General features: G+C 70.7%; 27 protein-coding genes. 8 read left to right on the top strand and 19 right to left on the bottom strand.

Annotated features, from left to right (window positions below):
• The coding region (locus ACGWYJ_RS35585; RefSeq protein ID WP_395110969.1) for an SDR family NAD(P)-dependent oxidoreductase at window positions 1–379 on the top strand (379 nt) is incomplete at its 5' end.
• 104 nt (window positions 380–483) lie between these two features.
• Here the strand turns inward: ACGWYJ_RS35585 and ACGWYJ_RS35580 are convergent.
• From ACGWYJ_RS35580 to ACGWYJ_RS35570, 3 genes are all read right to left on the bottom strand, one after another.
• Window positions 484–810: a hypothetical protein gene (locus ACGWYJ_RS35580; protein WP_395110968.1), complete on the bottom strand. Its 327-nt coding sequence runs from the start codon at window positions 808–810 to the stop codon at window positions 484–486.
• A gap of 133 nt (window positions 811–943) precedes the next feature.
• Entirely contained in the window at window positions 944–1,549 is a 606-nt protein-coding gene (locus ACGWYJ_RS35575) for a nuclear transport factor 2 family protein (protein WP_395110967.1), read from the bottom strand.
• 150 nt (window positions 1,550–1,699) lie between these two features.
• Window positions 1,700–2,974 carry a flavin-dependent oxidoreductase gene (locus tag ACGWYJ_RS35570; protein WP_395110966.1) on the bottom strand — a complete coding sequence of 425 codons (1,275 nt, stop codon included), beginning with the start codon at window positions 2,972–2,974 and terminating at the stop codon, window positions 1,700–1,702.
• Between the two features lie 219 nt (window positions 2,975–3,193).
• On the opposite strand from ACGWYJ_RS35570, the gene ACGWYJ_RS35565 reads away from it, so the two are divergent.
• Window positions 3,194–3,916 carry an IclR family transcriptional regulator gene (locus tag ACGWYJ_RS35565; protein WP_395110965.1) on the top strand — a complete coding sequence of 241 codons (723 nt, stop codon included), beginning with the start codon at window positions 3,194–3,196 and terminating at the stop codon, window positions 3,914–3,916.
• Between the two features lie 393 nt (window positions 3,917–4,309).
• Window positions 4,310–4,900: a UbiD family decarboxylase domain-containing protein gene (locus ACGWYJ_RS35560; RefSeq protein WP_395110964.1), complete on the top strand. Its 591-nt coding sequence runs from the start codon at window positions 4,310–4,312 to the stop codon at window positions 4,898–4,900.
• A gap of 193 nt (window positions 4,901–5,093) precedes the next feature.
• Here the strand turns inward: ACGWYJ_RS35560 and ACGWYJ_RS35555 are convergent, their stop codons facing one another.
• The 4 genes from ACGWYJ_RS35555 to ACGWYJ_RS35540 all read right to left on the bottom strand — a co-directional run bounded on the left by ACGWYJ_RS35555 (window position 5,094) and on the right by ACGWYJ_RS35540 (window position 9,160).
• Window positions 5,094–5,852 (bottom strand): SDR family NAD(P)-dependent oxidoreductase, encoded by a 759-nt coding sequence (locus ACGWYJ_RS35555; RefSeq protein ID WP_395110963.1) that lies wholly within the window; start codon window positions 5,850–5,852, stop codon window positions 5,094–5,096.
• Window positions 5,849–7,144, bottom strand: a complete 1,296-nt coding sequence (locus ACGWYJ_RS35550) for an MFS transporter (protein ID WP_395110962.1) — start codon at window positions 7,142–7,144, stop codon at window positions 5,849–5,851. Before ACGWYJ_RS35550 ends, ACGWYJ_RS35555 begins: the two co-directional genes overlap by 4 nt.
• 76 nt (window positions 7,145–7,220) lie before the next feature.
• Window positions 7,221–7,802 (bottom strand): TetR/AcrR family transcriptional regulator, encoded by a 582-nt coding sequence (locus ACGWYJ_RS35545; protein WP_395110961.1) that lies wholly within the window; start codon window positions 7,800–7,802, stop codon window positions 7,221–7,223.
• 179 nt (window positions 7,803–7,981) lie between these two features.
• On the bottom strand, window positions 7,982–9,160 hold the full coding sequence (locus ACGWYJ_RS35540) for an alpha/beta hydrolase (protein WP_395110960.1): 1,179 nt from the start codon (window positions 9,158–9,160) through the stop codon (window positions 7,982–7,984).
• 63 nt (window positions 9,161–9,223) lie between these two features.
• Between ACGWYJ_RS35540 and ACGWYJ_RS35535 the strand changes: the two genes are divergently transcribed.
• Complete coding sequence (locus ACGWYJ_RS35535; RefSeq protein WP_395110959.1) at window positions 9,224–9,823, top strand: TetR/AcrR family transcriptional regulator; 600 nt, start codon at window positions 9,224–9,226, stop codon at window positions 9,821–9,823.
• 146 nt (window positions 9,824–9,969) lie between these two features.
• Here ACGWYJ_RS35535 and ACGWYJ_RS35530 read toward each other — a convergent pair whose 3' ends face one another.
• The 6 genes from ACGWYJ_RS35530 to ACGWYJ_RS35505 all read right to left on the bottom strand — a co-directional run bounded on the left by ACGWYJ_RS35530 (window position 9,970) and on the right by ACGWYJ_RS35505 (window position 17,054).
• The gene (locus tag ACGWYJ_RS35530) at window positions 9,970–10,404 is read right to left on the bottom strand and encodes a flavodoxin family protein (RefSeq protein WP_395110958.1); all 435 of its coding nucleotides are present in this window, start codon (window positions 10,402–10,404) and stop codon (window positions 9,970–9,972) included.
• 73 nt (window positions 10,405–10,477) lie between these two features.
• The gene (gene cydC / locus ACGWYJ_RS35525) at window positions 10,478–12,241 is read right to left on the bottom strand and encodes a thiol reductant ABC exporter subunit CydC (RefSeq protein WP_395110957.1); all 1,764 of its coding nucleotides are present in this window, start codon (window positions 12,239–12,241) and stop codon (window positions 10,478–10,480) included.
• Window positions 12,238–13,938 (bottom strand): thiol reductant ABC exporter subunit CydD, encoded by a 1,701-nt coding sequence (cydD, locus tag ACGWYJ_RS35520; protein WP_395110956.1) that lies wholly within the window; start codon window positions 13,936–13,938, stop codon window positions 12,238–12,240. Before cydD ends, cydC begins: the two co-directional genes overlap by 4 nt.
• A complete protein-coding gene (cydB, locus tag ACGWYJ_RS35515) occupies window positions 13,935–14,993 on the bottom strand; it encodes a cytochrome d ubiquinol oxidase subunit II (protein ID WP_395110955.1) in 1,059 nt (352 codons plus the stop codon). Before cydB ends, cydD begins: the two co-directional genes overlap by 4 nt.
• Window positions 14,994–15,009: 16 nt before the next feature.
• Window positions 15,010–16,398, bottom strand: a complete 1,389-nt coding sequence (locus ACGWYJ_RS35510) for a cytochrome ubiquinol oxidase subunit I (RefSeq protein ID WP_395110954.1) — start codon at window positions 16,396–16,398, stop codon at window positions 15,010–15,012.
• 95 nt (window positions 16,399–16,493) lie between these two features.
• Window positions 16,494–17,054, bottom strand: a complete 561-nt coding sequence (locus tag ACGWYJ_RS35505; protein WP_395110953.1) for a hypothetical protein — start codon at window positions 17,052–17,054, stop codon at window positions 16,494–16,496.
• 216 nt (window positions 17,055–17,270) lie between these two features.
• Between ACGWYJ_RS35505 and ACGWYJ_RS35500 the strand changes: the two genes are divergently transcribed.
• On the top strand, window positions 17,271–17,882 hold the full coding sequence (locus tag ACGWYJ_RS35500; RefSeq protein ID WP_395110952.1) for a hypothetical protein: 612 nt from the start codon (window positions 17,271–17,273) through the stop codon (window positions 17,880–17,882).
• Window positions 17,883–17,947: 65 nt separating this feature from the next.
• Here ACGWYJ_RS35500 and ACGWYJ_RS35495 read toward each other — a convergent pair whose 3' ends face one another.
• The 3 genes from ACGWYJ_RS35495 to ACGWYJ_RS35485 form a co-directional block, all read right to left on the bottom strand.
• Window positions 17,948–18,802 carry a universal stress protein gene (locus ACGWYJ_RS35495; protein WP_395110951.1) on the bottom strand — a complete coding sequence of 285 codons (855 nt, stop codon included), beginning with the start codon at window positions 18,800–18,802 and terminating at the stop codon, window positions 17,948–17,950.
• 141 nt (window positions 18,803–18,943) lie between these two features.
• Complete coding sequence (locus ACGWYJ_RS35490) at window positions 18,944–19,801, bottom strand: universal stress protein (protein ID WP_395110950.1); 858 nt, start codon at window positions 19,799–19,801, stop codon at window positions 18,944–18,946.
• A 247-nt stretch (window positions 19,802–20,048) separates the two neighbouring features.
• Window positions 20,049–20,864: a hypothetical protein gene (locus ACGWYJ_RS35485; RefSeq protein WP_395110949.1), complete on the bottom strand. Its 816-nt coding sequence runs from the start codon at window positions 20,862–20,864 to the stop codon at window positions 20,049–20,051.
• 458 nt (window positions 20,865–21,322) lie between these two features.
• Here ACGWYJ_RS35485 and ACGWYJ_RS35480 point away from each other — a divergent pair, with 458 nt between their 5' ends.
• Both ACGWYJ_RS35480 and ACGWYJ_RS35475 read left to right on the top strand, forming a co-directional pair.
• Complete coding sequence (locus tag ACGWYJ_RS35480) at window positions 21,323–22,000, top strand: response regulator (protein ID WP_395110948.1); 678 nt, start codon at window positions 21,323–21,325, stop codon at window positions 21,998–22,000.
• Between the two features lie 131 nt (window positions 22,001–22,131).
• Complete coding sequence (locus tag ACGWYJ_RS35475) at window positions 22,132–22,563, top strand: pyridoxamine 5'-phosphate oxidase family protein (RefSeq protein WP_395110947.1); 432 nt, start codon at window positions 22,132–22,134, stop codon at window positions 22,561–22,563.
• A gap of 10 nt (window positions 22,564–22,573) precedes the next feature.
• Here the strand turns inward: ACGWYJ_RS35475 and ACGWYJ_RS35470 are convergent, their stop codons facing one another.
• The 3 genes from ACGWYJ_RS35470 to ACGWYJ_RS35460 form a co-directional block, all read right to left on the bottom strand.
• Entirely contained in the window at window positions 22,574–24,079 is a 1,506-nt protein-coding gene (locus tag ACGWYJ_RS35470; RefSeq protein WP_395110946.1) for a hypothetical protein, read from the bottom strand.
• Window positions 24,080–24,144: 65 nt separating this feature from the next.
• Window positions 24,145–25,053, bottom strand: a complete 909-nt coding sequence (locus ACGWYJ_RS35465; RefSeq protein WP_395110945.1) for an LLM class flavin-dependent oxidoreductase — start codon at window positions 25,051–25,053, stop codon at window positions 24,145–24,147.
• 22 nt (window positions 25,054–25,075) lie between these two features.
• The gene (locus ACGWYJ_RS35460; RefSeq protein WP_395110944.1) at window positions 25,076–26,041 is read right to left on the bottom strand and encodes a zinc-binding dehydrogenase; all 966 of its coding nucleotides are present in this window, start codon (window positions 26,039–26,041) and stop codon (window positions 25,076–25,078) included.
• A gap of 76 nt (window positions 26,042–26,117) precedes the next feature.
• Between ACGWYJ_RS35460 and ACGWYJ_RS35455 the strand changes: the two genes are divergently transcribed.
• A complete protein-coding gene (locus ACGWYJ_RS35455; RefSeq protein ID WP_395110943.1) occupies window positions 26,118–26,789 on the top strand; it encodes a TetR/AcrR family transcriptional regulator in 672 nt (223 codons plus the stop codon).
• Window positions 26,790–26,983 lie beyond the last annotated feature (194 nt).

The raw sequence follows: 26,983 nt of genomic DNA, 5'->3' as shown, positions 1-26,983 counted from the left end.
AAAGACGTTCAGTGAAGGCCGCGGCGGATCCATCACCATGACCTCGTCCATCGCCGGCTCCATCGGTATTCCATCTCTTGCTCCCTACGCGGCCAGCGAAGGCGGCCTCAATCAGCTCGTGCGCACCCTGGCCGCGGAATGGGCACAACACGGTATCCGCGTCAACGCCGTCGCCCCCGGCTATGTCACCAACATCATGCACAACGTCACCGCCCACGACGACCCTGCGTCCGACCAGCGCATCAAGACCTTCACGCCCCTTGGCCGCCGCGCTACCGTCGAGGAGATCGCCGCCCCCTTCGCCTTCCTCGCTTCACCCGGCGCCGGCTACGTCACCGGATCCATCCTGGCGGTCGACGGCGGCTACACGGCCACCTGACCGCGACGCCCCCACCTGGCGCGAGATCGCCGCCGTCCTGGTCAGGCGGGGCCGCCGGTAAGGCACGATGGCGTGCCCTCTACCCCTGATAGCCGTGCGAATCATCATCCGGCCCGCCGCTGGGACCCGAACGCCTGCGCGTCTTCTCGGCCGCCGCCCGGCCGGCCCGGGGCGGCAGACGGCTCCGGCTCCGGCCGGCCCGCCACTGCCCCTGCACCGGCCTGATCACCGATCACCGAGTACGACGTCGGCGAGGACGGCGATCTGCGGTCCAGCATCCGCTCGTCGAGGCACGCCGCGCTGACAAGCACGTCGGCGGCCTGCAACACCTCGCAAGCGTGCTTGGCCATCACCTTGTGGTAACCAAGGACATAGCCCCGCTTCCGTGCCATGTCGTCGATGCAGAGCCGCGGGTCCTGCACGCTGGTCACCGGCGTTCAGGCCGACGGGTAAGACAGTTGACCGATTCGGAGCGATGTACGGGCCGAGCCAGCGCACGACAACGCCGGCACCGGGTCCTGTGCAGCACTCGCGGTCGCTGGTTCCTGGTGGGTCTTCGTTCGGTCATCGCGGTACGCCGGGGCGCTCGGAGCCGGCGAGCCAGGCGGCGCCCTCCTCGTAGAGGCGGTCGACCGCCTCGCCGACCAGGCCGGGCAGATCACGTTTCACCGTGAACCCGGCCTTGGTCTGTACGTAGCCGAGATGGCGGTATCCGGCTGGGAACCGAGCGAGCAGCGTCTGGTCGAGTTCGAGGGTGGCTGCGGGATCGACGACGTCCAAGCGGTCCTTCTCGTAGATGGGCTGCCTGCGAACGATCGTCCATGCGCCGTCGTCACGGGACAGGAAGTCATAGAAGCGCCCGGTGCAGACGACGTCCACCAGGACGCCATCGACTTCGGCGCGCTGGTTGATGGTCATCTTGGTCTGCGCGATCGCGCGGTCGCCCGCGATGTCGCTGGTGTGGCCGCCGAGGAAATGCAGGATGCTGACGCCGTTCTCGAAGCCTTCCTTGCTGGCGGCGATGAAGTCGGCGGCCGGGCCCTGGAACCACGTGGCGCTCATCCATCCGTCCGGGTGCCACGTAGCGGCGAACCGCTCCCAGTCGCCGGCGTCGCGCCACAGCGCCCAGTTCTCCACAAGCTGCCTGATCTTCAGCTGATCGTCGTTCATCGAGACCTCCGCGAGTATCCGAGACCACCGCCACGCTTCGGCCGGGCCGCCGATGGACAGGAGCCGTGAAATGATCGAGGCATCACCGGCCACGGCGTGCCGAGGCCGGTGGCGGTGATGCCGCCCCCGCACAGGGAGCGCAGTGCCGAGTCAGGGGTTCCGCAGAGCCTCGGCCGAGTAGCCGGCGACCTCCTTGTAGCGCTGGGAGATACGGGCCAGTTCCTCGGCGCTGATCACGTCCTCGATCGAGGTGAACGGCCGGTCGCCGGTACGCCGCCAGACCTCGTAGAGGATGACGTCGGGAGGCGTGCTGCGGTTGGCCAGCACGACTTTGGACGTCGCCGGCAGTCGCTCCGCCTCGTACGCGCGCAGTGCCGTCACCGGATCCGGCACCGTGGTCAGGTGGCGGCGGAGCGCGCGTACGTCCAGGATCGCCTGCCCGGCACCGTTGGAGCCGCGCGGCACCATCGGGTGGGCGGCGTCGCCGAGCAGCGTGATCCGGCCGAAACTCCACCGATCCAGCGGGTCCTGGTCGACCATCGGGTACTCGAGGATGGTCTCCGCGGCGCGCATCATCGCCGGTACGTCGAGCGAGTCGAGCCGCCAGCCCTCGAACGCGCCGATGAAGTCCGCCAGGTCGCCGCGCCGGTTCCAGTCCCGCTGCCGGTGGCGCGGGGTCGCGATCTCGGCCACCCAGTTGAGCAGCTGGTCGCCCGTGCCGTCGGTGTAGTGGCGGATGGGATAGACGACGAGCTTGCCCTGGTCGAGCCAGCCCGCCCGCACCATGCTCGCCCCGGAGAGGAACGGCCTGCCGCGGGTCACACCCCGCCACATGTTGATACCGGAGTAACGGGGCTCTCCCTCATCGGGATGCAGTTGCTTGCGGATCGCCGAGTGGATCCCGTCGCAGCCGACCACCAGCCGGGCGCGGACCGGTGGGAGCGCGGTATCGGTGTCGGCGGACCGGAAGTAGGCGGTCGCGCCGGTCTCGTCCTGCTCCACGCGGACGCACCGGTGCCCCAGCACGACGGCGTCCTCCCCGAGCCGGTCCCGTACGGCCCGCAGCAGGACGGCCTGGAGGTCCCCGCGGTGGATCGAATACTGGGGATGGTCGTAGCCCGCGTACCGGCCGGCGGGCTCGCGGTAGATGAGCTGGCCGAACCGGTTGAAGAAGGCCGATTCCGCGGTGGTCACGCCCACCGCGGACAGCTCGTCACCAAGGCCGAGCTGGTGCAGGATGCGCGACGCGTGCGGCAGCAGATTGATGCCCACACCGACGACGGCGATCTCGGGCACCGCCTCGTACACGCGGCAGCCGATCCCGGCGTCGTGCAGGTCCAGTGCGAGCACCAGACCGGCGATGCCGGCACCGACGATCAGGACCTCGTCCTCGATCGAGGAACTCACGGAGGACGGTCGCGCCATGAACTCTCCTCAGCCGCTGTGCGTTCTCGCTGGTTCGCGGGGTGGCCGGCCACAGGTCGGGCGGTGCCCGGCCGACGCCGCGCATCTCCGCACCTATCGTGTCACTTGTTGCGAGATACGGGATCCTCTGGCGGATTTTTCTGTTATACAGAACAAGTGTCGGACTCAGCAGGGGAGCCGGGAGCCCCGGAATCGCCGCCCCCGTACGCCATCGGATCCGTGGACAAGGCACTGCTCGTCCTTCTCATGATCCGGGAGCGGGGCGAGGTCCGGGTGACCGATGTCAGCGATGACCTCGGCGTGGCCCGTTCGACGGCGCACCGGCTGCTGCTCACCTTGGCCAACCGCGGCTTCGTCGCCCAGGATCGGGTCACCCGGGCCTACCGGGCGGGACGCGTGCTGGTGGAGGTCGGGCTCTCCGCGGTCGGCGAGTTGGACGTGCGGCGCAAGGCCAGGCGGCATATGGAACGGCTGGCGGCCGAGTTGCACGAGACGGTCAACCTGCTCGTGCTGGAGGGCGCCGGCAGCCGCTTCATCGACGGGGTCGAGGGCGATCGGACGCTGCGCGTGACGTCGCGGACCGGCTTGCTGCTCCCCGCGCACAGCACCTCGGGCGGCAAGGTCCTGCTCGCGGAACTGCCGGATGACGAGGTCGTCGCGCTCTTCCCGGACGGCCTGCCCAGGGTCACCGACCGCACCATCACCGACTTCGAGGCGCTGAAGGCCGAGCTGCGCAGCGTGCGCGACCTGGGCTACGCGGTGAACCACGAGGAGAGCTCGCCGGGACTGGACGCGGTCGCGGTCTGTGTGCGAGACCACCTGGGGCGCGCCCTGGCGGCCCTGGCCGTCAGCCTGCCGCACCAGCGGATGACGCAGGGCTACCTGCACATGATGCTGCCGCCGCTGCGCGCGACGGCGGAGGCGATCAGCCGGGATCTGTAGTCGCGGTCGGTCCGCGTCGTGCCACCGTCGTCGTGGCGGGACGGGGATTGCGTCGACGTTGTTCCGCGTACCAGAATATGTCCCGCGTTGATTCCTTTTTGTGGACACCCGTCGTACGTTCGGGCGACGCCCCCTGGGGCCGGAGGACATCACTCCAGCTTCGCCATGAAACGGACATCAACATGATCTACGGTTCACATCGGCATGCCGGCCGGGTATGGCCGCACGGGTGCCCGGGCACGGCACGATGAGCTACAACGACTACGACGGACCGCATGCCGACCTGCGTGAACTGATCGAACGGATCGACCGGTCCGGACAGCTTCTGCGGGTCGGTGGCGTGCACCCATCTCGAACTCGGGACGCTGATCGAGCTCATCGCGCACCGCGGCGGTGAGGGCGGACCCGCGGTGCTCTTCGACGACCTCGTCGGCGCCAAGCCCGGTCACCGCGTTCTCCGGCGCGACCAACTCCGCCGAGCGGCTGGCGCTCACCCTCGGCCTGCCCGCTCCCAGCCATCCGCTCGACGTCGTCCGCGCCTACCGGGACCGTATGAAGACGCACAAGCCGATCCCGCCGGTCACCGTCGACCGCGGCCCGGTGCTGGAGAACATCCACCGCGACGACGAGGTCGACGTGACCTCGCTGGTCGCGCCGTTCCTGCACGAGAAGGACGGCGGACGCTACATCGGGACCGACGACCTGGTCATCATGCGCGACCCGGACAGCGGGTGGGTGAACCTCGGCACCTATCGCAGTCAGGTGCACGGACCGGACCGGGTGGGCCTGTGGATCTCACCGGGCAAGCAGGGTCGGCGGATTCGGGAGAAGTACTTCGCCCGCGGCGAACCGTGCCCGGTCCTCATCTACTGCGGACTTCGCGAACGCAAGGCCCTGAACATGGCGTGCGGCATACCGCCGGAGTACCTCCCCGAGGCCCACGAACGGGACTTCAGCCGACCGGGCCCCTTCGCGATCCTGTGACCGGCGAAGCTTTCGGTCGGATATGGCCACGGCCTGCGGTGGCGCATGTTCGGCGCTTGGGCGAGTGCGTGCCGATGAACACGTGGTAGGCGAGGCCCTCGGCTGTCGTGGCCAGCGTCCATCACCTGGTCCAACGACTTTCTCTTGTTCGTCCCCACCCGGAATCTCGTTGGCCATCGACTCGTACTGCGGATCAGGCGCTGGCACCGCCGTCGATGACCAGGTCGTGGCCGACGGCGAAGCCCGCTTCGGGTGATGCGAGCCAGAGCACGGCGGAGGCAGCTTCGGCGAGTGTTCCGACTCTGCCGATCGGCAGTGCGTTCTTCATCCGTTCGGCGCGGTCCTCCTCGGTCTCGCCGGGTCGCAGGGACATGGGTGTGTCGATGGGGCCCGGGCTGATCGCGTTGATGCGGATGCCCTCCCCGATGTACTCCTTCGCAGCCGCCCGGGTCAGCGCGCTCACGGCCGCTTTGGAGGCCGCATAGGCGCTGAGGAACGGCAGTCGCATGTGAGCGCCCAGGTTGGAGGCGGTGTTCACGATCACGCCGCCGCCATTGGCGCGCATGTGAGCGATCTGGTGTTTCATTCCAAGGAAGACACCGGTGAGGTTCACGGCCAACAGGCGGTCCCAGGCGGCCTCGTCCATGTCTGCGAGTGGTCCGGCCTCAAAAATTCCCGCGTTGTTGAACCCGATGTGCAAGCCGCCGTGGCGCTCCACGGTGGTCGCGACGAGCCGGGCGACGTCCGGGGAGGAGGAGACGTCGGCGGTGACGGCGCTGGCCTGGCCGCCTTCGTCCTCGATCAGCTTCACGGTCTGCTCAAGGGGGCTGGTGCTGCGCCCGGCGACCACCACGGTCGCGCCTTCTCGGGCGAAGGCGAGTGCGGTGGCCCGGCCGATGCCGGATCCTCCGCCGGTGATGAGGGCTACCTTGCCGGCGAAACGAGTGGTCATTCCGTGTTCCCCTTTGTTTTCTCGGTACGGCGCGTGGGCGCCGAGAACAGGGCGGTGACGAAAAGAACGGCGGCGGCGATTCGCAGGGCGAAGGCATAACCGCTAGGTGGGTGATGCGAGTACGCGGTGGCGAGAGAGACCAGTACCGCGAGACCGAGGGGAGGGCCGATTTCCATCGCGGTGTTCAGCAGCCCGCCCGCCAGGCCGGTCTGGTCGTCTCGTACGCCGTGCATCGCGGCGAGAGTGGCGGCGGAGAACGTCACACCGGCTCCGAACGGGAAGATGAGCAGCCCGGCGTAAGGCATGTCCAGCAGGCTGAGCAGAAGCAGGCCGAGGGCCGCTGCGACCAAACCGATCGCCAGCACGCGATGAATCCCCAGACGGGGGATGAGCCTTCCGGCCAGAGGGCCGGAAGCGAAAATGGCCGGGGCGGGCAGCAGGAAGGCGGCCGACGTCTCCAGCGGGGACAGGCCGCGAACCTGTTGCAGGTGAAGGGAGAGGAGGAAGAACCCGGTGGCCATCGCCCCGGCGCAGAAGGTCACGGCGATCAGGGGCAGGATCCGTCTGCCCAGGAACGGCAACGGCATCAGCGGGGCCGGAGAGCGCCGCTCGGCCAGCCCGAACAGGACGAGCAGCACGACACCGCCGAAGACGATCCAGGCGGAGCGCTGCAAACCGTAGATCAGCACGGCCAGACCGGCGGTCACCAGTACCGCGCCGAGCCAGTCGATCCGCTTCCTGCCCTGTGGACGATCCGCGGGGAAAAGCCTTGAGGCTGCGGCCACCGCGACGGCCGACATCACAACGGGCGCCAGGAACACCCACCGCCACGACACCCAGGTGATCGCCATACCCGACAGCACGGTTCCCGCCGTCGCGCCGGCGCTGCTCAGCACACCCCACATCGCCAGTGCCCGTCCTCGGCGATGCGGGTCAGGGAACACGACGCCCAACAACGCCATCGCCGCCGGTGCCGCCAGCGCCGCACCGATACCCTGGGCGAACCGGGCGATCATCAACATGCCCGGCCACGGGGCGAGGGCGGCCGCCACCGAGGCGGGGCCGAAGATGACCATGCCGGTGACGAACACCCTTCTACGTCCCAACGAGTCCGTGAGCCGCCCGCCGAGCAACAGCAGCCCACCGAACGCCAGGCCATAGGCGGAGCTGACCAGCACCATCCCCGCGTCGTCGACACGCAGATCCCGCTGGATGGCGGGCAACGCCACGGTGATGACCGTGATCGTCGCGATGAGCGTGACCTGCACGGTCCCGAGCAGCGCGAACGCCATCGAACGGCGTCTATTTAGATCGATCGTTCTCTTATCTGGGCGCACGAAAGCGCTGCTTCTCACCAGGAACACTTCCTCAGTCCAGAACAGCCAGCGCCTGTGCGGTGGCGTCGCGAAGCCTGCCGGGGTCAGGATGCGCGCGACCGAGGACACGCAGGCCCTGCATCACGACGAGCAGAAAACGGGCCAGAGCACGCGGGTCCTTCTCGCTTGAGATCTCGCCTTGCGCGCGCGCCCGGGTCAGCGCCGAGGTCAGCGCGGTCTCCACGGTGTCCCAGCTCGCCTCGACCCTCCGGGCGATCTGCGGATCGCGCGGCATGACCTCCACGGCGGCGTTGACGACCATGCAGCCGCGCCTGCGCTCATCGCACAAGGACTCTTCGGCATATGCCTCGACCAGCGCTCGTACGGCCGGAAGGGCCGGTCCCGGCTGGGAGAGCACCTCAACGACATCGGGGTCACGAGTCTGCAGGTATCTCTCGAACGCCTTCACGTAGAGGTCGTGCTTGCCGCCGAAGGTGGCATAGATGCTCGCCCGAGCGATACCCAGATGCTGGACCAGGTCGGCCATGGACGTCGCCTCGTACCCGCGCTCCCAGAACAACTCCAGCGCCTTCTGCAGGGCCTCGTCCGGATCGAACTCCTTGGTCCTCGCCACACCCCGAACCCTAGCCGTATCTAGATCGAACGGTCAAGAATAAGCGGGGAACCGCACCATCACGCGACCACTCCCGCACGCCGGTACGCGGCTCGGCCACGTTATCCGGCACATCACATCCCGGCTGGGCGGCCACCGATGATCACTCGGGGCTCAGAAGCAGCCGCCTTCATCTCAGATCAGGTGTGCGGAAACAGCCGAGACGCAGGTTCTCGTGAACGTACCCAGGCGGCGAAGTCCTCGACGGCGTTGACGACCGCGTCGTAGCGGGGCGAGTGGAACAGGTCGAAGGCGTGGTGTGCGTCGCGAAGCTCTGCGTAAACGACCGGGTTGGCGGATGTACGGCGCAGCGCCTGGGCGAACTGCCTGGCGTCCTCCACCGGGACGAGCGTGTCCCGGCCGCCATGGGCGATGAAGAACGGCGGCGCGTCCGGCGTGATGTGGCTCAGCGGCGAGGACTCGGGACTCTGGCCGTAGTACTGCCCGTAGTAGGCGTTCAGGCAGACGGCGGCGGTGACCGAGGTGTCCGCGTCCTCGAAGCCCGGCTGGAAGACGGGGTCGTTCTGCGTGAGCGCGGCCAGCGCCGCCATGTGCGCGCCCGCCGAACTGCCCGCCACGAACAGCACCGCCGGATCGGCCCCGTACTCGTGGCCGTTCTCCCGCACCCAGGCGATCACCTTCTTCAGGTCGATCAGGTGATCCGGGTGCTCCGCGCCGGGCCGCAGCCGGTAGTTCGCGCTGACGCACACCCAACCCTGGCTCGCCAGCCGGTAGAGCAGGGGCCTCGACTGGCTGCCCTTCCGGCCCCGGTGGTAGCCCCCACCGTGCATGTGGATCAGAACCGGCGCATTCACCGGACGCGAGCGGTGCCGGTAAACGTTGAGCAGGTTCCTGCGACCGGCGTCACCGTAGCGAAGGTTGGTCACGCGCCGGACGTCGAATCGGTAGGCGAGAAATGGCCAGAACAGGATGCGAGCCGGCGGAAGGCGGCGGCGCGACCGTGGCCGGAGGTCGGGGCTGATGGCCTCGCCCCAATCGGGGCCAAGTCCTTCGGTCATCGCCCGTTCGACCGACGCGCCGTCCCGCAGCCCGCGCCGGGCGACGACCGCGAGCCCGGCCATCACCACGGCCGCCAGCCCCACGATCGCCCAGCCGCCCAGCGTGTCGATGTCCTTCTGCCCGAACGCCAGCGCCGTCGTGAGCACCAGCCAGCAGCCGGCGAAGAACGCTATCTCGTTGACGATGAGGCCCAGGAAATAGCTCAGGTGCGCGACCGGCCTCGGCCACCGTACGGGCGCCAGCGCGAACACCGTGCCTGTCGCGGTGAGCGCCACGGCCCACAAATAGCCGAACGGCACCGATCACACCCCCAGAGAGTAATACCACATCTGTAGTACCACATTTGGGGTACCATCGCCACCGTGAATCAGGAGCGTCGAGACCATCTGCGCGACGCGGCCATCGAGGTATTGGCCAATGCAGGCGGGCGCGGCCTCACCCACCGGGCCGTCGACGCCGCCGCGGGCGTGCCGTCCGGCACCGCCAAGAACTACTTCCCGACCAGGGACGCCCTGCTGCGAGGCATAGCCGAGCGATGCGTCGAGCTGTACCGCCGGGTCCCCATACCCGAGCCCACCGATCGGGAAGGCCTGGTCGCCATGCTCCGCGCGCTGCTGGACAACGTCGCCGGACCGGGTCGCGCGCGTCTGCTGGCCATCTCGGAGCTGCGCTGTGAAGCTGCCCGCAAGCCGTGGCTGGCGGCCATCCTCGACGAAGTCACGGCCGCCGACTTCATCGCCTTCGAGCACGCCCAGCGCGCCGCCGGCCTCCCGGTCACCCCCGCCCGCGCGGCCGCCGCCACGCTGGCCCTGCAGGCCGCCATCCCCCACTTGTTGGCCGCCGCCCCCGACACCATGGCCGCCGCCGGCCTGAACGATCACGACGAATTCGTCCGCAACCTCCTCGACGCCCTCTACGACCCGGACCAGCCGACCGGCTTAACGGTGTCGGAAACCATCTGAGCCGGGGTGTGCTTGACCCTGGTGCCGGCCGTGGCGGCTTTGGTGTCCAGCGTCGAACTTGCCGGTCCTCGAGACGGCGACCGGGCACAGCGGTTCGGGTCTTCTCACGTTGGTCCGAAGTGCCCGGGGCAGGTACGGCTCTGGGCTCAGCCCACGTGAGCGGCGATGGGCAGCGATCTGCCCCAGCTTCGGGCGCGGTCTTCCTCGCCGTCGCCCGGCTCCCCCGCCCCGCCCTTGAGATCGAAGCGTGCCTGGGGGACGGGAGAGGCCACCCCTCGTATCCGTAGCCACCACACCATCCGTCCCGCGGCCGATGGCCACATCGGCCGGTCCCGGACGTGGTCGCCGGTGTCGAACACCGCCACCCGCCGACCACGCCAGGCGTGGGCGCCGACCCTGTGCAACAGGGACCGGTCGGCCATGCCGTCCAGCACCACCAGGTCGGCCTGTTCGATGTCGGTGGCGGTGGCGTCCTCGGCGGGGAGCACGGACACCGGATAGGCGGGCAGTCCCTCCGCCACCGCCTCGGCGATGCGCCGCGTCCCCTCACACCCCGGCTCGTAGATCACAACGGCTCGCATTCGTGGCGACCTCCCTGAACATCCACCCACCCTCACCTTGGACGATGCGCGCCCCGCCGGGTAGGGACGAAGGTCACCGAAGCGGCACGCCGGCGGTTCCGGCTCCCTGTCGAACGGTCCACAGGCGGCGGTACAGCCCCTCTTGCCGTACCAGAACCTCATGGGTGCCGCGCTGGACGATCCGTCCGTGATCGAGCACGACGATCTCGTCGACGGCGTCCAGGCCCGCCAGGTCGTGGGTGATCAGCAGTGTGGTCCGTCCCCGGGTGACCCGGAGGAGGTCGGCCGTCAGCTCGGCGCGGGCCGGCGGGTCGAGGTGGGCGGTCGGTTCGTCGAGGATCAGCAGCCCGGGGTCGGCCAGTACGGCTCGGGCCAGGGCGAGCCGCTGGCGTTCACCGCCGGACATCTGGACACCATGGCTCCCAACGGGGGTGTCCCACCCTTGGGGTAGGGACTCGATCCACGGCAGCAGACGGGCCGCGTCCGCGGAAGCGCGCAGTTCGGCGTCGCTCGCGTCGGGACGGGCCGGCCGCAGGTTCTCTTTGACCGTGCTGTCGAAGATGTGCGGGTCCTGCGGGCAGCCGCCGATGACGCGGCGCACGTCGTCGGGGGCGTACGCCGTCAGGTCGCGGTCGTTCAGGGTGACGGTGCCGCCCTGGTGGTCGAGGAACCTCAGCAGGATGGCGGCGACGGTGCTCTTGCCCGCGCCGCTGGGTCCCACCAGGGCGACGCGGCGGCCGGGTTCCAGGTCGAGGTCGATGCCGTCCAAGGCCCACGGCCCGTCCGGGCCGTAGCGGGCGCGGACGTCCCGCAGCCGTACGCCGACCGGGCGTTCGGGCGGCGGGAGCGGGTCGGACGGTTCCCGGACCGGGACCGGCGCGTCCAGCACCGCGGTGATCCGCCGGGCGGACGAGCCGGTGTCGGCCAGCCGGGCCGCCGCGGCGGGCAGCGGGGCGACGGCCTCGAAGGCGGCCAGGGCGGTCAAGGCGAGCACGGCCGACGGGACGCGGCCGAGGTCGCCGTTCTCGACGGCCGCCACGCCGAGCAGGAGTACGGCCCACACGGTCAGGCCGGTGACGGCGGTGCCCAGCCCGGCGCCGAGTGCCTGAACGAACGCGTTGCGCCGGGCCTGCCTGGTGAACTCGCGGTCGGCCGCGGTGATCGCGGCGATCGCGCGGTCCTCCGCCCCGAACGCGATCAGGTCGTGGGCACCGGAGAAGGCGTCCACGACCCGCGTGGTGAGGTCCCCGCGGGCGGCGGCGGCCCGGCGTGCGGCCCGCCGGGCGACCGGCACCGAGCAGGCGGGGACGGCCACGCCGGCGACCAACAGCCCGGCGGCCAGCGCCCCGGCGGCCGGGGCCAGCAGGAAGGCGCAGACGGCGACCGCCCCTCCTCCGGCGAGCGCGGCCGCCGCGGGCGGGATGATCCCGCGGACGAAGAGATCCTGCGTGGTGTCGACGTCGGAGACCAGCCGGGCCAGCAGGTCACCGGAACGCAGGTCGCGCAGCCCGGCGGGGGCGATGCGGGCGAGCCGGCGGTAGATCCGCACGCGGACGTCGCCCAGCACGCGGAAGGCCACCTCGTGCGAGGTCAGCCGTTCGAGGTAGCGGAGCAGCCCGCGGCTCACGCCGAGCGCGCGGACCGCCACGACGGCGATGGTCAGCGCCGTCACGTTCGGGTGCTCGGCGGCCCGCGCGATCAGGTACCCCGAGACGCCGAGCAGCGCGATGCCCGCCGCGGTCGTACCGGCCCCTGCGAGGACGGCGAGGAGCAGGCCGCCGCGCATCGGACGGGCCAGGGTCAGCAGCCGCAGCAGCGGGGCCGTCGTAGCGGTCATGACGCCACCGCCAGCGGCTCGCGAGTCCTCTCGTGGACGACGAGGCGGCCGTCGTCGATCTCGGCGACGCGGTCGGCGACGCCGGTCCAGGTGTGGTCGTGGGTGACCAGGACGACCGTGCGGCCGGCCATGAGCCTTTCGACGGTGGCGCGGATCTCCTGGGCGTTCTCGCCGTCCAGGTGCGCGGTCGGCTCGTCGAGCAGCAGCAACGGCGCGTCCCGCAGGAACGCGCGGGCCAGCGCGATGCGCTGCCGTTCCCCGCTGGACAGCCGGGAACCGCGTTCGCCGATCGGGGTGCCGTACCCGCCGGGCAGTCTCCGGATGAACGCGTCCGCCCCGGCGAGTTCGGCCGCGTGCCGTACCGCCCGGTCGTCGGCGCCGGGATCGCCCAACCGGATGTTGTCGGCCACGCTTCCGGCGAACAGGTAGGGGTCCTGGGGCACCCAGGAGAGCCGCTTCCGCCATTCCGCGACCGGCACATCGTCGAAGCCGGTGCGCCCCTCGACGGGCTGGACGAACCGCAGGATCACGGCGAGCAGGGTGCTCTTCCCGCCTCCGCTTGGTCCGATGACCACGAGCCGCTCCCCCGTCCCCACCTCAAGGGACACGTCGGCGAGCGCCGGGCGATCGCGCCCGGGGTAGCGGACGGTCACCCCCTCCAGGCGCAGCGACGCGTCCTCGGGGGCGTGCCCGGTCGCGGTGCGTTCCTCCGGTGCCGCGGTGTCGAGCACGTCGAGGACGCGCCCGGCGGCGGTGACGCCTTCCATGCTGGCGTGGAACTGCGCGCCCACATTGCGCAGCGGCAGGTACGCCTCCGGTGCCAGCAGCAGAACCAGCAGCGCCGTCTCGTACGGGACGCCGCCGCCCAGGAGCCGCAGCCCGATCTCGACCGCGACGAGCGCCACCGCGAGCGTGGACAACAGTTCCAGGACCAGCGCCGACAGGAAGGCCACCCGCAACGTGCGCATCGTCGCCCGCCGGTGCGCGCCGGTCACCTCGCGGATCACCTCCGCCTGGGCCTTGGCGCGGCCGAACACCTTGAGGGTGGGCAGGCCCTCGACCACGTCGAGGAAGTGGCCGCCCAGGCGTTGCAGCAGCGTCCATTGGCGCTCGGTACGGGCCCGGGTGTGCAGGCCGACCAGGATCATGAAGATCGGGATGAGCGGCAGCGTGGCGGCGATGACGCCCGCGGAGAGCGGGTCGGCGCCGCCGACCACGGCCAGCACGGCGAGCGGGGTCAGGCAGGCCAGGACCAGCTGGGGGAGGTAGCGGGCGAAGTAGGCGTCCAGCGAGTCCAGCCCCCTGGTGGCCAGTGTCGCCAGCTCGCCGGGTCCGGACACGGTCGCTTCGGCGGCGCGCTCGTCCGGCGCGTCCATCCAGCCCGGCCCCAGCCGCAGCACGTGCCGGACGAGTGCGCGCCGTAGCTGGGACTTGACGACCGAGGCCGCGCGCAGAGCCATCGCTTCCGCGCCATATGCGGCCAGCGCACGTCCTGCCACCACGACCAGGAGGAGAACGAACGCGGAGGCCAGGGACGCGACTCCCTTTCCGTGAAAAGCGCCTGCAAGGATGCGTGCCAGCAGTACGGCCTGCGCCAGTACCAACCCTGTCGTCACCAACCCGAACAGGACCGTGCCCGCGAGGAAGACACGCGCGGCTCCGGCGTGGGTCAGCAGTCGCGGATCGAAAGGCTTCACCGGGCCGCCTCTGCCCCGGAGCCGGTCTCGACGGGGGCGATGATCTCGCGGGTGAGACGCCGGCGGAACACCCAGTACGTCCAGCCCTGATAGACCAGCACCACAGGGGTGAAGAGCACCGCCACCCAGGTCATCACCTTGAGCGTGTAATCGGTGGAGGCCGCGTTGTGGACGGTGAGGCTGAAGGCGTCGGCGGTGCTGGACGGCATGACGTTCGGCCACAGGTCGCCGAACAGGGTCGCCACGGTCAGCGCGATCGCCACCGCGGTGCCGGTGAACGCCCAGCCCTCCCGGCCGCGCAGCGCCGCCGCGAGGCCGCCGAGCAGCGCGGCCGCCGCCGCCCCGGCGGTGACCCAGGTCATCGGCTTGCCGTGCTCGATCTGGGTGAACGCCAGGAATCCCGCCGCGACCACGGCGACCGGCGCGCACAGCCGGGTCAGCAGGCCGCGGGCCCGCCACCGGATCTCACCGTCGGTCTTGAGCGCGAGGAACACCGCGCCGTGCAGGGTGAAGACCGCCAGCGTGGTGAGCCCGCCCAGGAGCGCGTAGGGGTTGAGCAGGGTGAACAACGTCCCGGTGTAGTGGTGCTCGGCGTCGAGCGGGACACCGCGCACGATGTTGGCGAACGCCACGCCCCACAGGAACGCGGGGATGAGTGAGCCCCAGAAGATGGCGCGGTCCCAGTTGCGCCGCCAGCGGGCGCCGTCGACCTTGCCCCGGTACTCGAACGCGACACCGCGCACGATGAGCGCGAGCAGGATCACCAGCAGCGGGAGGTAGAAGCCGCTGAACAGAGTGGCGTACCACTCGGGGAAGGCGGCGAAGGTGGCGCCGCCCGCCACCAGCAGCCACACCTCGTTGCCGTCCCACACCGGCCCGATGCTGTTGATCATCAGGCGGCGGTCGACCTCGGTGTTCCCGCCGCCGTCGAGGGCGCGGCGGCGGGGAGCCAGCACGGGCAGCAGCACGCCGACGCCGAAGTCGAAACCCTCCAGGACGAAGTAGCCGGTCCACAGCACCGCGATGAGCGTGAACCAGACGGTGGTCGGTTCCATGAACGTCTCCGGGGACTCAGTACGAGAAAACGGGCATGGGCTCGTCGGCGCCGGGCGTCCGGTCCTGCGGCGGCGGGCCCTGCCGCGCGTACCGGGCCATCAGCGCCCCGGCGACGACCGCCAGCGCCGCGTACAGAACGGTGAACACGGTCAGCGAGGTGACCACCTCGGCGGTGCCGACGTCGGGCGAGACGCCGTCGCGGGTCCGCATCAGCCCCATGACCACCCAGGGCTGGCGTCCCATCTCGGTGAAGATCCAGCCCATGGTGTTGGCCAGGAACGGCAGCGCGACCCCGGCCAGCGCCGCGCGGTGGAACCACGGGCCGCCCGGCAGCCGCCCGCGCCGCGTCAGCCACAGCCCGGCCGCGGCCAGCAGACCGGCCAGCAGGCCCATGCCGATCATCAGCCGGAAGGTCCAGTAGGTGATGGGGATGACCGGCGTGTAACCGCCGGGGCCGTAGCGTTCCTCGTAGGCGCGCTGTACGTCGTTGACGCCCTCGACGGTGCCGTCCGGCGCGCCGGTGGCCATGAACGACAGCACGTGCGGCACGCGCAGGCTCCACAGCTCCTCGCCGCCGTCGAGCGACCCGATGGTGAGCAGCGAGAACGAGGCGTGCGAGGTGGTCTCGTACAGCGCCTCGGCCGCGGCCATCTTCATCGGCTGCTGCTCGGTCATCACGCGCGCCTGAACGTCCCCCGACACGGTGACGCCCAGCGCGGCGACCAGCGAGAACACCAGTCCGGCGCGCATCGCCCGCCGGAACAGCGGCACGTCACGGCGCCGCGCGAGATGCCACGCGCTGACGCCGGCCACGAACATCCCGCCGGTCAGGAACGCCCCGAAGATCACATGCGGGAACGTCACCAGGGTCGTGGGGTTGGTCAGGACCGCCCAGATGCTGGTCAGCTCGGCGCGGCCCGTCTCCGGATCGAGCCGGTACCCGACCGGATGCTGCATCCAGGAGTTGGCGGCCAGGATGAAGTACGCCGACATGATCGTGCCGAACGCCGCCAGCCAGATGGTGGCCAGATGCAGGCGCGGCGACAGCCGTCCCCACCCGAAGATCCACAACCCGAGGAACGTGGACTCCAGGAAGAACGCCAGCAGCCCCTCCATGGCCAGCGGCGCGCCGAACACGTCACCGACGAACCGCGAGTAGTCCGACCAGTTCATTCCGAACTGGAACTCCTGCACGATCCCCGTGACCACGCCCATGGCGAAGTTGATCAGGAAGAGCTTCCCGAAAAACGTGGTCATGCGCAGATAGAGCGGGTTCCTCGTCCGATGCCACGCGGTCTGCATGCCCGCGACCAGCACCGAAAGCCCGATGGTCAGCGGGACGAAGATGAAGTGGTACACGGTCGTGATCCCGAACTGCCAGCGGGACAGATCCAGGGCGTTCACATCTCTCCTCGGGGTGGCTCACGTAGGCACGCCTCAGTCGTTCCAAGGGGCGTCCCTTGCCGGGACGCCCCTTTTGGGGATCGGAGGTTGGTGGGTCACTTGAGGACTGGGTAGCGGCGGACCAGGGCGGTGTCGTTCCACCACTTGCCGAGTCCGAGGGTGGTTCCGGCGCTGACGAGGGCCAGGCCGATCAGGACCATGGCGTAGATGAGGTGGTCGTCCATGAACGGGTTGTTCTCCGGGGGCAGGACGGCGGTCCACATCAGCACCAGCAGCAGCGCGCCGGCTCCGGCCGCGATGCGCATGGCGATGCCCAGGATCAGTGCGGTGCCGATGCCCGCCAGGCCGATCATGAACAGCCAGTCGGCCCAGGTCTGCCCGGCCAGGTCGTTGTAGAGGCCGGCGAACGGGCCCTCGGGGCTGTTCTCCAGGAACCCGGTGGTGGGGCTGCCGCCGTCGATCCAGGCGCGGGCGGCGGGGGTCTCGTGCCCCAGCCCGAACGTCTTGTCCAGGAACGCCCAGGCGAACACCCAGCCGAGGGCCAGGCGGGTGATCGCCCACACGTACCGGGCGGCGGGGGTCTCGGTGAGGGGTGCGGGTGCGTGCAGCACGCGGACGGTGAAGCCTTCGCGGGTCTTGCCGGTCGAGACAGCCATGATCGTCTTCTTTCTCGCCTGGCCTCGTTTCCTTTTACGGCTGTCACTCAACCGCGGCGGCCACCCCCGTCCCAGAAACGAACGGCACACAAGCGAAAGGACCTTGGTCCCTCATTTCCACGTCCCATCGGGGCCATATGCCCTGCCGCAGGAGTCTTTTGCCCCTCCAAAGCCGGCCGACCGGCGAATTAGCGTCGCCAGACGCGAAGGAGTTTCGTGCTGGAGGTCGTGATGCGAGGCTCGGGCATCGGCGCGCTGTGGACGCACGTGGACCGGCTGCGGCGGCGGTGCGGGTTCGACCGCAACGACCTGCGCCGCGACATCGACCGCGCACAGACCCGCATCGCCTGCGGCCTCGTCCTGTGTTTCCTGGCCGCCGCCCCGGTCGCCGGGTTAGCCGCCGGACAGGCTGCCTACGATCGCGGGATCCGGGTCGAACGGCACGAGAAGGCCACCCGCCATCTGGTGACCGCCACCGTCGTCGAGGTCGGCACACGCACATCGGGCGCCCAGCCCGCCGCCCGGGTGATGTGGACCGAGCCCGACGGCAGCCGGCATACCGGCACCGCCACCGCCTGGCGCGGCACACCCGACACAGGCGAGACCCAGCGGATGTGGGTCACCGACTCAGGTAAGCCCACCTTCCGGCCCCGATGGCGGTCCCAGAGCGTCTGCGACGCCTGGGTGGCCGGGCTCGCCGCGGCGCTGGGCGTGGCCCTCCCGCTCGCGCTGATCTACACGCTCATCCGACGCCTCAACGACCGCCGCCGCTACCGCGGCTGGGACGCGGCCTGGGAACGCCTCGACCACCGATTCAGGCACTCGTGACCGAGACGTCGACGGCCGCGACCGCCATGGCGTCGCGGAGCCGGCCGCCCTCTCCGGACGCGTTCTCATTCCTGTGTGGCCTGGACGATGGCGACGGTGCACGGCGCGTGCTGGAGGAGTGCGCCGCTGGTGGCGCCCAGGCGTATCCGGTCCAGCCCTCCGGCGCCGCGATTACCCGCGACCACCAGATCGGCCCGTTCGGCCGCTGCGAACAGGGCCTCACGCGGGGCCTCCAGGACCAGGGATGTGCGCGCCTCGACCGCGGGGTACTTGACGCGCCACGGCGCCACGGCCCGTTCCAAGCGGGAGCCGCATACCTGCCGCAGCTTGTCCTCGTCACCGAAGAGAGCCAGGTCGTTCTCGGCCGCCGCCGCGGGCTCCCAGCAGCCGTAGACCGCCCGCACCCGCCATCCGCGCAGCGCGGCCTCCTCGAAGGCGAAGGACAACGCGGCGTCCGCGCCCGCCGAACCGTCCACGCCGACCACGACCTCGCCATGGCGAGTGCCGGCCGAACGAACCACGACCACCGGGCGGCGCGCGTGCGCGGGCAGGCGCCACGCGGTCGAGCCCACCGGGAGATCACCGGGCTCATGGGAACCGACCACGATCATCTCCGCGCTCTCGGCCTGGTGCGTCAGCGCCGCGTAGGCCGGGCCGTCCATCAGCTTCCCCCGCACCGTCACGCCGGGCGCCATCCCCCGCGCCAGCGCCACCCCATGGTCGAGCAGGTTCCGGCCCATCCGCTTCACGATCGCCGCGCCCTCGTGGTCGATGTAGGTGATCGGGTACGGCCACCGCCAGGCATGGCAGACGGTCAGCGGACGGTGCCTGAGACGGGCCTCCTGCGCCGCCCAGCGCAACGCGCGTTCGGCGTCTTTGGTGCCGTCATATCCGACCAGGACGTACGAGCCCCAACTCATGGCCCCTCCTCGTCTTCCGATTCACCTCCATCCCACGGGGTGCTTGTGCGCGCGGGCAGAGCACAAGGTCCTTGAACAAAAAGGCGACCGCGACTTCGATGGGACCAAGGTCCCACCGGACTTCGGGCTGTGTTCCATGCCTTACCGGCTTCGTGCGATGGCGACCGGGCAGTGGGAGTGGTGGATCACGCCGTGGCTGACCGAGCCGAGCCTGGGAAGGTCGAGCCAATTGTGGTCGTGCGCGCCCACGACGACCAGATCGGCGGCGCGGGACGCGTCGGTCAGCGCGGCCACCGGGTGCGCGCTCAGCACCTCTTCGGTCACCTCGACACTCGGATGAGCCTTGCGCCAGCGCGCGTGCGCTTCGATGATCTGCCAGCGCAGCTTCTCCTCCACGGCCTTGACCTCCACCGGGTCGCGGACGTCGGCCAGATCGCCCACGGGCCGCCAGGCGTGCAGCACCCGGACCCGGGCCTCGCGCGCGGCGGCGGCCTCGAAGGCGTACTTCAGCGGCACGGCGGGATCGGCCACCAGGTCCAGGCCGACGACGATCTCACCGTACGGCGACGTCGCCTCACCCCGCACGATCACCACCGGGCCCAGCGCGTGCGAGGCCATGCGCAACCCGATCGAGCCCAGTGTCAGACCGGCGAACCCGCTCAGCCCGCGGTGCCCCACCACCAGCTCGAAGGCGTGCCGGGACTGGCCGCGCAGGGCCGTGGCCGGGTGCTCGGCCACCAGCTCGGTGCTCACCTCGATCCCGGGACGGTGCGCTCGGGCCCGCCGCCGGGCCGCGTCCAAGATCTCCTCCCCGGCGGCGGCGACGGTGTCGGCGGCCCGTCTGGGGGCGAGCAGCGGCAGCTCGTACAGGCGCTTGTCGATCGAGTGCACGATGTGCAGCCTGCGGCCACGCGCCGCGGCCTCCTCGGCGGCCCACCGGACGGCACGGTCCGCGCCCGCGGAGGCATCGGCGCCCACGACGATGGGATCGGACATCATCCTCAGCTCCTCCAAGGAGAAGATCCGCCGGATCGGGGATCGCGATCCGGCCTTTTTCCTCATTCAGAGTCGTTGTGGCGGCGTCGTTGTCGTAGAGGCCAAGGTCCCGTACGAGCAGCGGATCGCGCTCACGATGACGGCGGCCGACGCGGGCCTCCGGCGCCTCGCTCCGTCCTCAGGGACCTGCGCCACCGGGCCAGGGACCTTGGCGGCCGCGTTTCCGCCGTTTCGCGCAGGCCCTCGGCGTTCACCGGTGGCGGCAGGTCACAGGGGCGCCGGATGTGATCGTCAGAACTTCGTCCCCCGGTCGGCCACCGAAACGGCACAAGGCGCCGATGCCCTCCGATGGAGCGTCCACTGTGCCGGGCTCCAGAATCCTGATCTCGGCGCCGGTGAGCATGGCGGCGCGTCTGTGCTGTCCGGCGCTCCCCGTGGTCGGCACCGTCATCGACGCCTCGGCGCCGCCCGGAACGAACCAGGCCGTACGGCGATCCTGGGCATCGTTCACGACCACCAGGACGCGGACCCGCCCGTGTGACAGCGCCTCCAGCCTCGCGGACGCGCCCTCCACCACCCAGCCGTTGGCGCCGCGGCCCTCGCCGATCCTCCGCAGGACGCGCCGGTTCTGCTCGTCCACCCAGGCCCGTAGCTGCTGGTGAACACTCAGCCCGTCGCGGTGCCAGGTGCCGTCCTGGCCACGGCCGCCGGGGACGTACCGGGCGCTGACCTGGCGGCGCAGGCTGCCCGGCAGGCCCTGATCCACAGGATGCAGCACGCGGGGATCCCCGGCCAGCAGCAACAGCCGTGTCCGCCCGCCGATCAGCTGATCGGTGAGGATGTCGGCGACACACGATCCGGTGCGTTCCCACCCATCCTGCCCGGGGTGCCGGTGGCGCCCGCGTACGCCCCGAGCCCGCGGGCTCATCCCGCCGTCCCCGGCCGGGGCCGTCACGGTACGCACGACCATGGGGGCGGTGCCGCCGGGGTGGATCTCGATGTCGGCTTCGTCGCGACCGACCACGGCCAGTACGTACGGCGGCTGGTGCTGCGACCTGGCGAGCACGGGGAGGATGAGGGGAGCTCGGCGCGGACCACCAGTTCAGTTCGGGTCGCTTCGGGCATCCGGAACACCGTGGGCTCGTCTTGCCCGTCCACGATGAACGCCGCCAGCACCGCCGGGCCGGGTGGCATGCCCAGCACCCGCCGTTTCAGCGACTCCCGTACCCCGGCACCAACACCGAGCCCGGCCAGCTCGCGCAGAACCGCATGCCATATCAACCGGCGCAAGGCCAGGACATCGGAATCCGCTCGCGCCTTCATACGGCCAGGCTTTGACCGTACCAGCGGCCCTGAGCAGGGCCGAAAGTCCACCCTTTCGGAGACGTGCGGCCCCCTATCTCCCACGCTCGGGACCTTGGTCCCACGCAACATGTGGCCTGCGGCCCTCATTCAGGCCCACACGGCCCGGTAGCGTCCTTACTGAGGACATCCACCACCGTCAGAGGCAAGGGGAACGGTGCCATGAGCGCCCACGACGCGACCACCATCCGGGTGTTCCTGATGGACGACCACGAGGTCGTCCGCCGGGGCGTGGCCGCCCTGCTGTCCGCCGAAGACGACATCGAGATCGTCGGGGAGGCCGGCACCGCCGCCGAGGCCCTGGCCCGGATCCCGGCCGCCCGCCCCGATGTGGCCGTGCTGGACGTGCGGCTGCCCGACGGCGACGGCGTCAGCGTGTGCCGCGAGATCCGCTCGGCGATGCCGGAGGTCGCCTGCCTCATGCTGACCTCCTTCGACGACGAGACCGCCCTGTTCGACGCCGTCATGGCCGGTGCCGCCGGATACGTCCTCAAGCAGATCCACGGCTCCGACCTGGTCGGCGCCGTCCGCACCGTCGCCTCCGGCCAGTCCCTCCTCGATCCCCGCTCCACCGCCCGCATGCTGGAACGGCTCCGCGAACGCCAGGAACGCAAGGACCCGCTCCAAGCCCTGACCGGGCAGGAACGCCAGATCCTGGAACTGATCGGCGAAGGACTGACCAACCGGCAGATCGGCGAACGCATGTTCCTGGCCGAGAAGACCGTCAAGAACTACGTCTCCAACCTGTTCGCCAAGCTCGGCATGCACCGCCGTACCCAGGCCGCCGCCTACGCCGCCCAGCTCAAGGCCGAAGACGCCAGAAGCCACAACAAAGACTGACACCCGCAGCCGCAGGCCGAAGGCCAAGAGGTTCGCCCCGCGGAAGGAGCCGGTCACGCGGACATCGCGTCCTCGAAAGCGGGACCTTCGTCCCTGATGTGACGGCCCCCACAACGGGCAACCTGAGCCCCATGGACATCGACGACGGCGGGCTGGAGATCCTCGACTCCGAGGAATGCCGGATCCTGCTCGCCAAGACACCTCTGGGACGCATCGTCTTCACCGACCGCGCCCTGCCCGCCGTCCAGCCGGTCAACTACATCGTCGCCGAAGGGGACGTGATCATTCGCACCTCCCCCACGTCCCGGCTGGCCCACGCCACCCGGGACGCCGTCGTCGCCTTCGAGATCGACGACTTCGACGCCACCTCCCACACCGGCTGGTCCGTCGTGGTGATCGGAAAGGCCCGCGCCGTCAGCGATCCTGCCGAGCTGACCGCCCTGCGTGCCCTCCCCCTCCGTCCCTGGGCACCCTGCGAACGCCACTACTACATCCGCATCCGCCCACAACTCATCACCGGCCGCCGCACCCCCACCCACACCCCCGTCCAGGCCACCCGGTGACCGTCGCCGTTCAGGTACGGAGTACGTCTACTCGGGGGAGGTCGCGGTGCTGGTGGTGTGCGGTGGTGATCTCGGCGAGGTTGTGGCGGCCGAGGGCTCGGTAGGCCGCGACGAGTAGCTCGTGCGCCTGGCGTTCCCGTTCGGCGTCTCCGCCGCTGGCCCAGTGCAGGTCGCGCCCGAGAGTGAGGGCGAAGGCCGGGTCACCGGCGGCGCAGCGCCGTAGGGCCTCGGTGACCCACGCGGCGACCGTGTCAGGTTCGTCGGTCAGCTGTTTGTGCAGGTTGTTGTACCAGTCGTAGCTGCCATAGGGGCGTTGCCGATCGCGCGGTACGACCGGCTCACCCTCGACCAGCGCGCCGCCGCCGTCCAGGGTCTCGAACCGGCTCGGGTCGCCGTCCTCAAACACCCCGGCCTCGTGCCGGTACGTCTCGTGGTAGGCGGCGCCCTTCTCGGGCCGGTCACCGGTCTCGACGGTCATCAGGATCTCGCGCAGCGCCCGCAGCCTGAAGCGTTCTTCCGCCAGGTCCGCGGGGATCGGCTCCTCGCCGGCCTCGTTGTCGAGGTGGGCCTGATGCCATTCGATCCTCGCGCGTACCGCCTTCAGGGGAGTGCCGGACGGCAGGCCGACGCCGCCGCCGTCGTTGTTGTAGTAGGACGCGACGCCGGTGCAGGTGCGGCCGTCGTCGTACCAGAGTCCGAAGTGCAGCCCGTCGCTGCCACCGTGCATGAAGGTCAAGAACTCGGGCGGATCCCGGTAGTAGCGGCCATGCACCCGAACGTCGAGGCCCTCTCGTGGCGGGCGCGCGGGATCCTCGAACAGGTCCATGATCCCGAACGGTTGCAGTTCCGTGTCGTCGAGCGCGCGCCGCTCGGCCGGGCCGAGAGACAACAGGAACAGCCAGTACCGGAAGATCGAGTCAGGGAGTTCGATGCCCCAGTCGTCGGCGAACCGCCGTTCGATCGCGGCCCGGTCCCGGGCCACGCGGGACTCGGCGGCCCGCGTCGCCTCCGGTGGCTGATGGGCCGACCGCCAGACGGCGTAATCCCGGTCTTCGGCCGCGCGGCGAGCGGCGCGCCGCCGCTCCTCGGCCAGTTCGCTCCGGCTCGCCCGCATCTCCCCGAAGATGGTCCGCAAGAGCCGCTTCTCGGGCGTCAACTCATCGGTGGGGTGGCGTTCGTTGTGGCGCCGCTCGGCCACGAAGCCCGGAAACCAGAAGTCGTCATCGCCGTACACCACCGCGGCGGCAGAGGCCGGAGGCAAGGGGACGACCTCCCGGTCGAATCGCTCCAAGGCGGTCGACCGGAGCCGAGCCACGCGCTCGTCCACGTGTGAGGCGTGGCGGCAGTACGCGTCCCACTCCCCGGCCAGGTTCTCTTCCGGCTCATCGACCAGTTCGTAGAAGAACGTCAGCTTCTCTATGCGGGCCAACCTGTTGTGGTCATCAACGACCTCCGCTCGGAGAGCCGCGATCACTTCCTCGTCCGACTTGCCCTCTAGCCACCTGGGTAGCGCCACGCGGGCGAGCCTACTGTTCGCGCCGCCCAGCCATTGAGGCTTGGGCGAGGCGGGCGGCACAAAGATCAGCGCTGGAGGATTGCGGAGGTGGCGGCGGCCAGTTCGTAGTGCCGTCTCCAGTCGGGGCCGGACGCCATGAGGACGACGCGGTCGGCTCCCGCCTTCGCGTAGGCGGTCAGGGTTTCGGCCGCCTCGTCCGGATCGCCGGTGACGGGTATGGTCGCGGCCCGCTCGGCCGGGATTCCATAGCCCTGAGCCAAGCCCTCGATGAGGGCCCGCCGCGCTGTGCCGTCCGCTTGGAAGGAGGTCGGGACACCGACGGTCACGGACGGTGCCGGACGTCCGAGCCCGGCGGCGCGCGACCTCAGCTCGGCGAGCCCGGCGGCGAGGTCCGCCGGTGTGATCGCCGAGGGGAACCAGCCGTCCCCGAACCGTGCGGCACGGCGGAGGGCGACGGCGCCGTTGCCGCCGATGAGCACCGGGGGCATGGACGCGGCGGGGGCGAGGGTCACTTCGGGGCGTCCCGCCTCGGAGTCGAGCGCGGTGGGCCGCCCGGCGAGCAGATCGGGCAGGACGGCCAGCGCGGCGTCCGTGCGGGCTCCGCGGCCGGTGTAGGGGACGCCGACCGCCTCCCAGGCGGCGGTGCCGTGCGGCGGGCCGCTGACGCCCACCCCGAGCAGGACGCGGTCACCGGAGACGTGTTGCAGCGCGCCGATCTGCTTGGCGGCCCATGCCAGTGGACGCAGCGCGAGGATCATCACGCTGAAGCCCAGCCGGACGCGCTCGGTCGCGCCCGCGGCGGCGGCGAGCGCCACGGTGCTCTCGACGATGGGGACGGCGGGGATCAGGTGGTCGGCCGCCCACACCGACTCAAGGCCCAGGTCCTCGGCGTGCCGGGCCGCCGCGCGCACGTCGCGGCCCCCTTCCGCGCCGAGCCGTGTGGTGGGCAGTCCCACGCCGATCCGCAATGCCATGGTTGCTCCTCTGCGCGGCAGGTCAGGGGATGAGAAGGGTCTTGCCGACCGTGTCGCGGGACTCGATCGCCCGGTGCGCGTCGGCGGCGCGTTCCAGCGGGAAGGTCTGGCCGATGATCGGCCGCAGCCGTCCGGCGGCGGCCTCGGCCAGGGCCGCGGTGGCCATCGCCCGTACGTCCGCCGGGGAGGTGAACAACTGGGCGCCGGTGACGAGCACGACGGCGCGCTCGAACACCTCCCGCACGGAGGCATCGGTGAGAGCGCCGCTCGCCGCGCCGAACATCACGAACCGCCCGCGCGGGGCGAGCAGGTCGAACGACGCCCGGCCGATCTCGCCTCCGACACCGTCGAAGGCGATGTGGACGCCTCCGCCGGCGATCTCCCGGACGCGGTCCGCCCAGTCCGGTTCGCGATAGTTCACGGCGACGGCGGCGCCCAGCTCGGCGGCGAGGTCGAGTTTGCGCCGCGAGCCGGCCAGCGCCACCACCTTGGCGCCCGCGGACGCGGCGAGCTGGACGAGGAGACCCCCCACTCCGCCACCCGCCGCCTGCACCAGCACCCACTCACCGGCCCGCGGCGCGGCGGCGCGGATGAGCGCCATCGCGGTCCGGCCGTCCGCCAGCAACGCCACCGCCTGCGCGGTCTCCAGCTCCGCCGGGACGGGAATCAGCGCGTCCTCGGCGACGGCCACGCGCTCGGCGTACCCGCCCGATCCGCCGGTGCTCGCCACCACGCGCGTCCCGAGCAGCGCCGGATCGCCGCCGGGTCCGAGGGCGACCACGGTGCCGCCGACGCCGTTGCCGGGGACGATCGGCAGCTCGGGGAGCGGCACGGGCGCCGATCCGGATCTCACCTGTGTCTCGATGAACGGGATGCCGATCGCCTCCACACCGATCACGACCTCGCCCGCCCGAGGTGAGGGCTCGGGCACGTCGCCCGGCCTGAGCACCTCGGGACCGCCGAACTCGCGTAGCCACACCCCGCGCATCACACCTCCCGCTTATCGGAGCGTTCCGCTCCGCACTATATCGGAGCGAAACGCTCCGAACGAATAGACTGGGGCCATGGGCACACCAACGCGGCGCGGTCCCGGCGGCACCGAGCGCGAGCGACCACGCGGCCGGCAGGCCGAGGCGCAGCGCAACGACCAGTTGGTCCTCGAAGCCGCACGGGCGGTCTTCGCCGAGCAGGGGGCCGACGCCCCCGTGGCGGCCGTGGCCGAGCGCGCGGGAGTGGGCATGGGCACGCTCTACCGGCGTTACGGCAGCAAGGAAGAGCTCCTCCAGCACCTGTGCCTGATGTCGATGAGCCAGAGCATCCAGGCCGCCGAGCAGGCGCTGAGCCAGGAGACCGACGGCTGGTCCACCGTGGCCGCCTTCGTCCGCAGGTGCGTGGCGGCGAGGGTGGGCGCCTTCTCGTCGGTCGCCGGGACCATCGCGGTCACCGACGAGATGACCGCCGCCAGCGAGCGCGGCCGCGAACTGCTCGACACGCTCGTCCAACGCGGGCAGGCCGATGGCACGCTACGGGCGGACGTCGTTCCCCTCGACGTCTCCTACCTCATCGAGGTCTTCGCCCGGCTCCCCCGCGGAACCGCCGAGCAGGACAACGTCGTCCAACGGCAACTCGCACTGGCCCTCGACGGGCTCCGGGCCTCCGGTCAGCCGCGCCTGCCGGGGACTCCCCCGAGCGACCGGCACTACCAGGCACGCTGGTACGGCGACACCGGCTCGTGAACGACCACCTGAGGATTCCTCAGGTGCCCCCGCCGGTCACGGGTCCCGTCGCGAGCTGAACGCGCCGCTCGCCGTCCAGCGGGACCCCGCACGGCCGGTCCAGGAGCATGGCGAGCCTCCCGCCGATGATCGTCGAGCGCCAGCGAGACCTTGATCGCGCAGCGAGCCCCCCAGGGCGAGTCGAAGCGATGCAA

This window comes from Actinomadura sp. SCN-SB (assembly GCF_043906805.1).
In the GTDB taxonomy this organism is placed as follows: Bacteria; Actinomycetota; Actinomycetes; order Streptosporangiales; family Streptosporangiaceae; genus Spirillospora.
The sequence above is the reverse complement of the archived record's forward strand: the minus strand, read 5'-3'. Positions and strand labels throughout refer to the sequence as shown.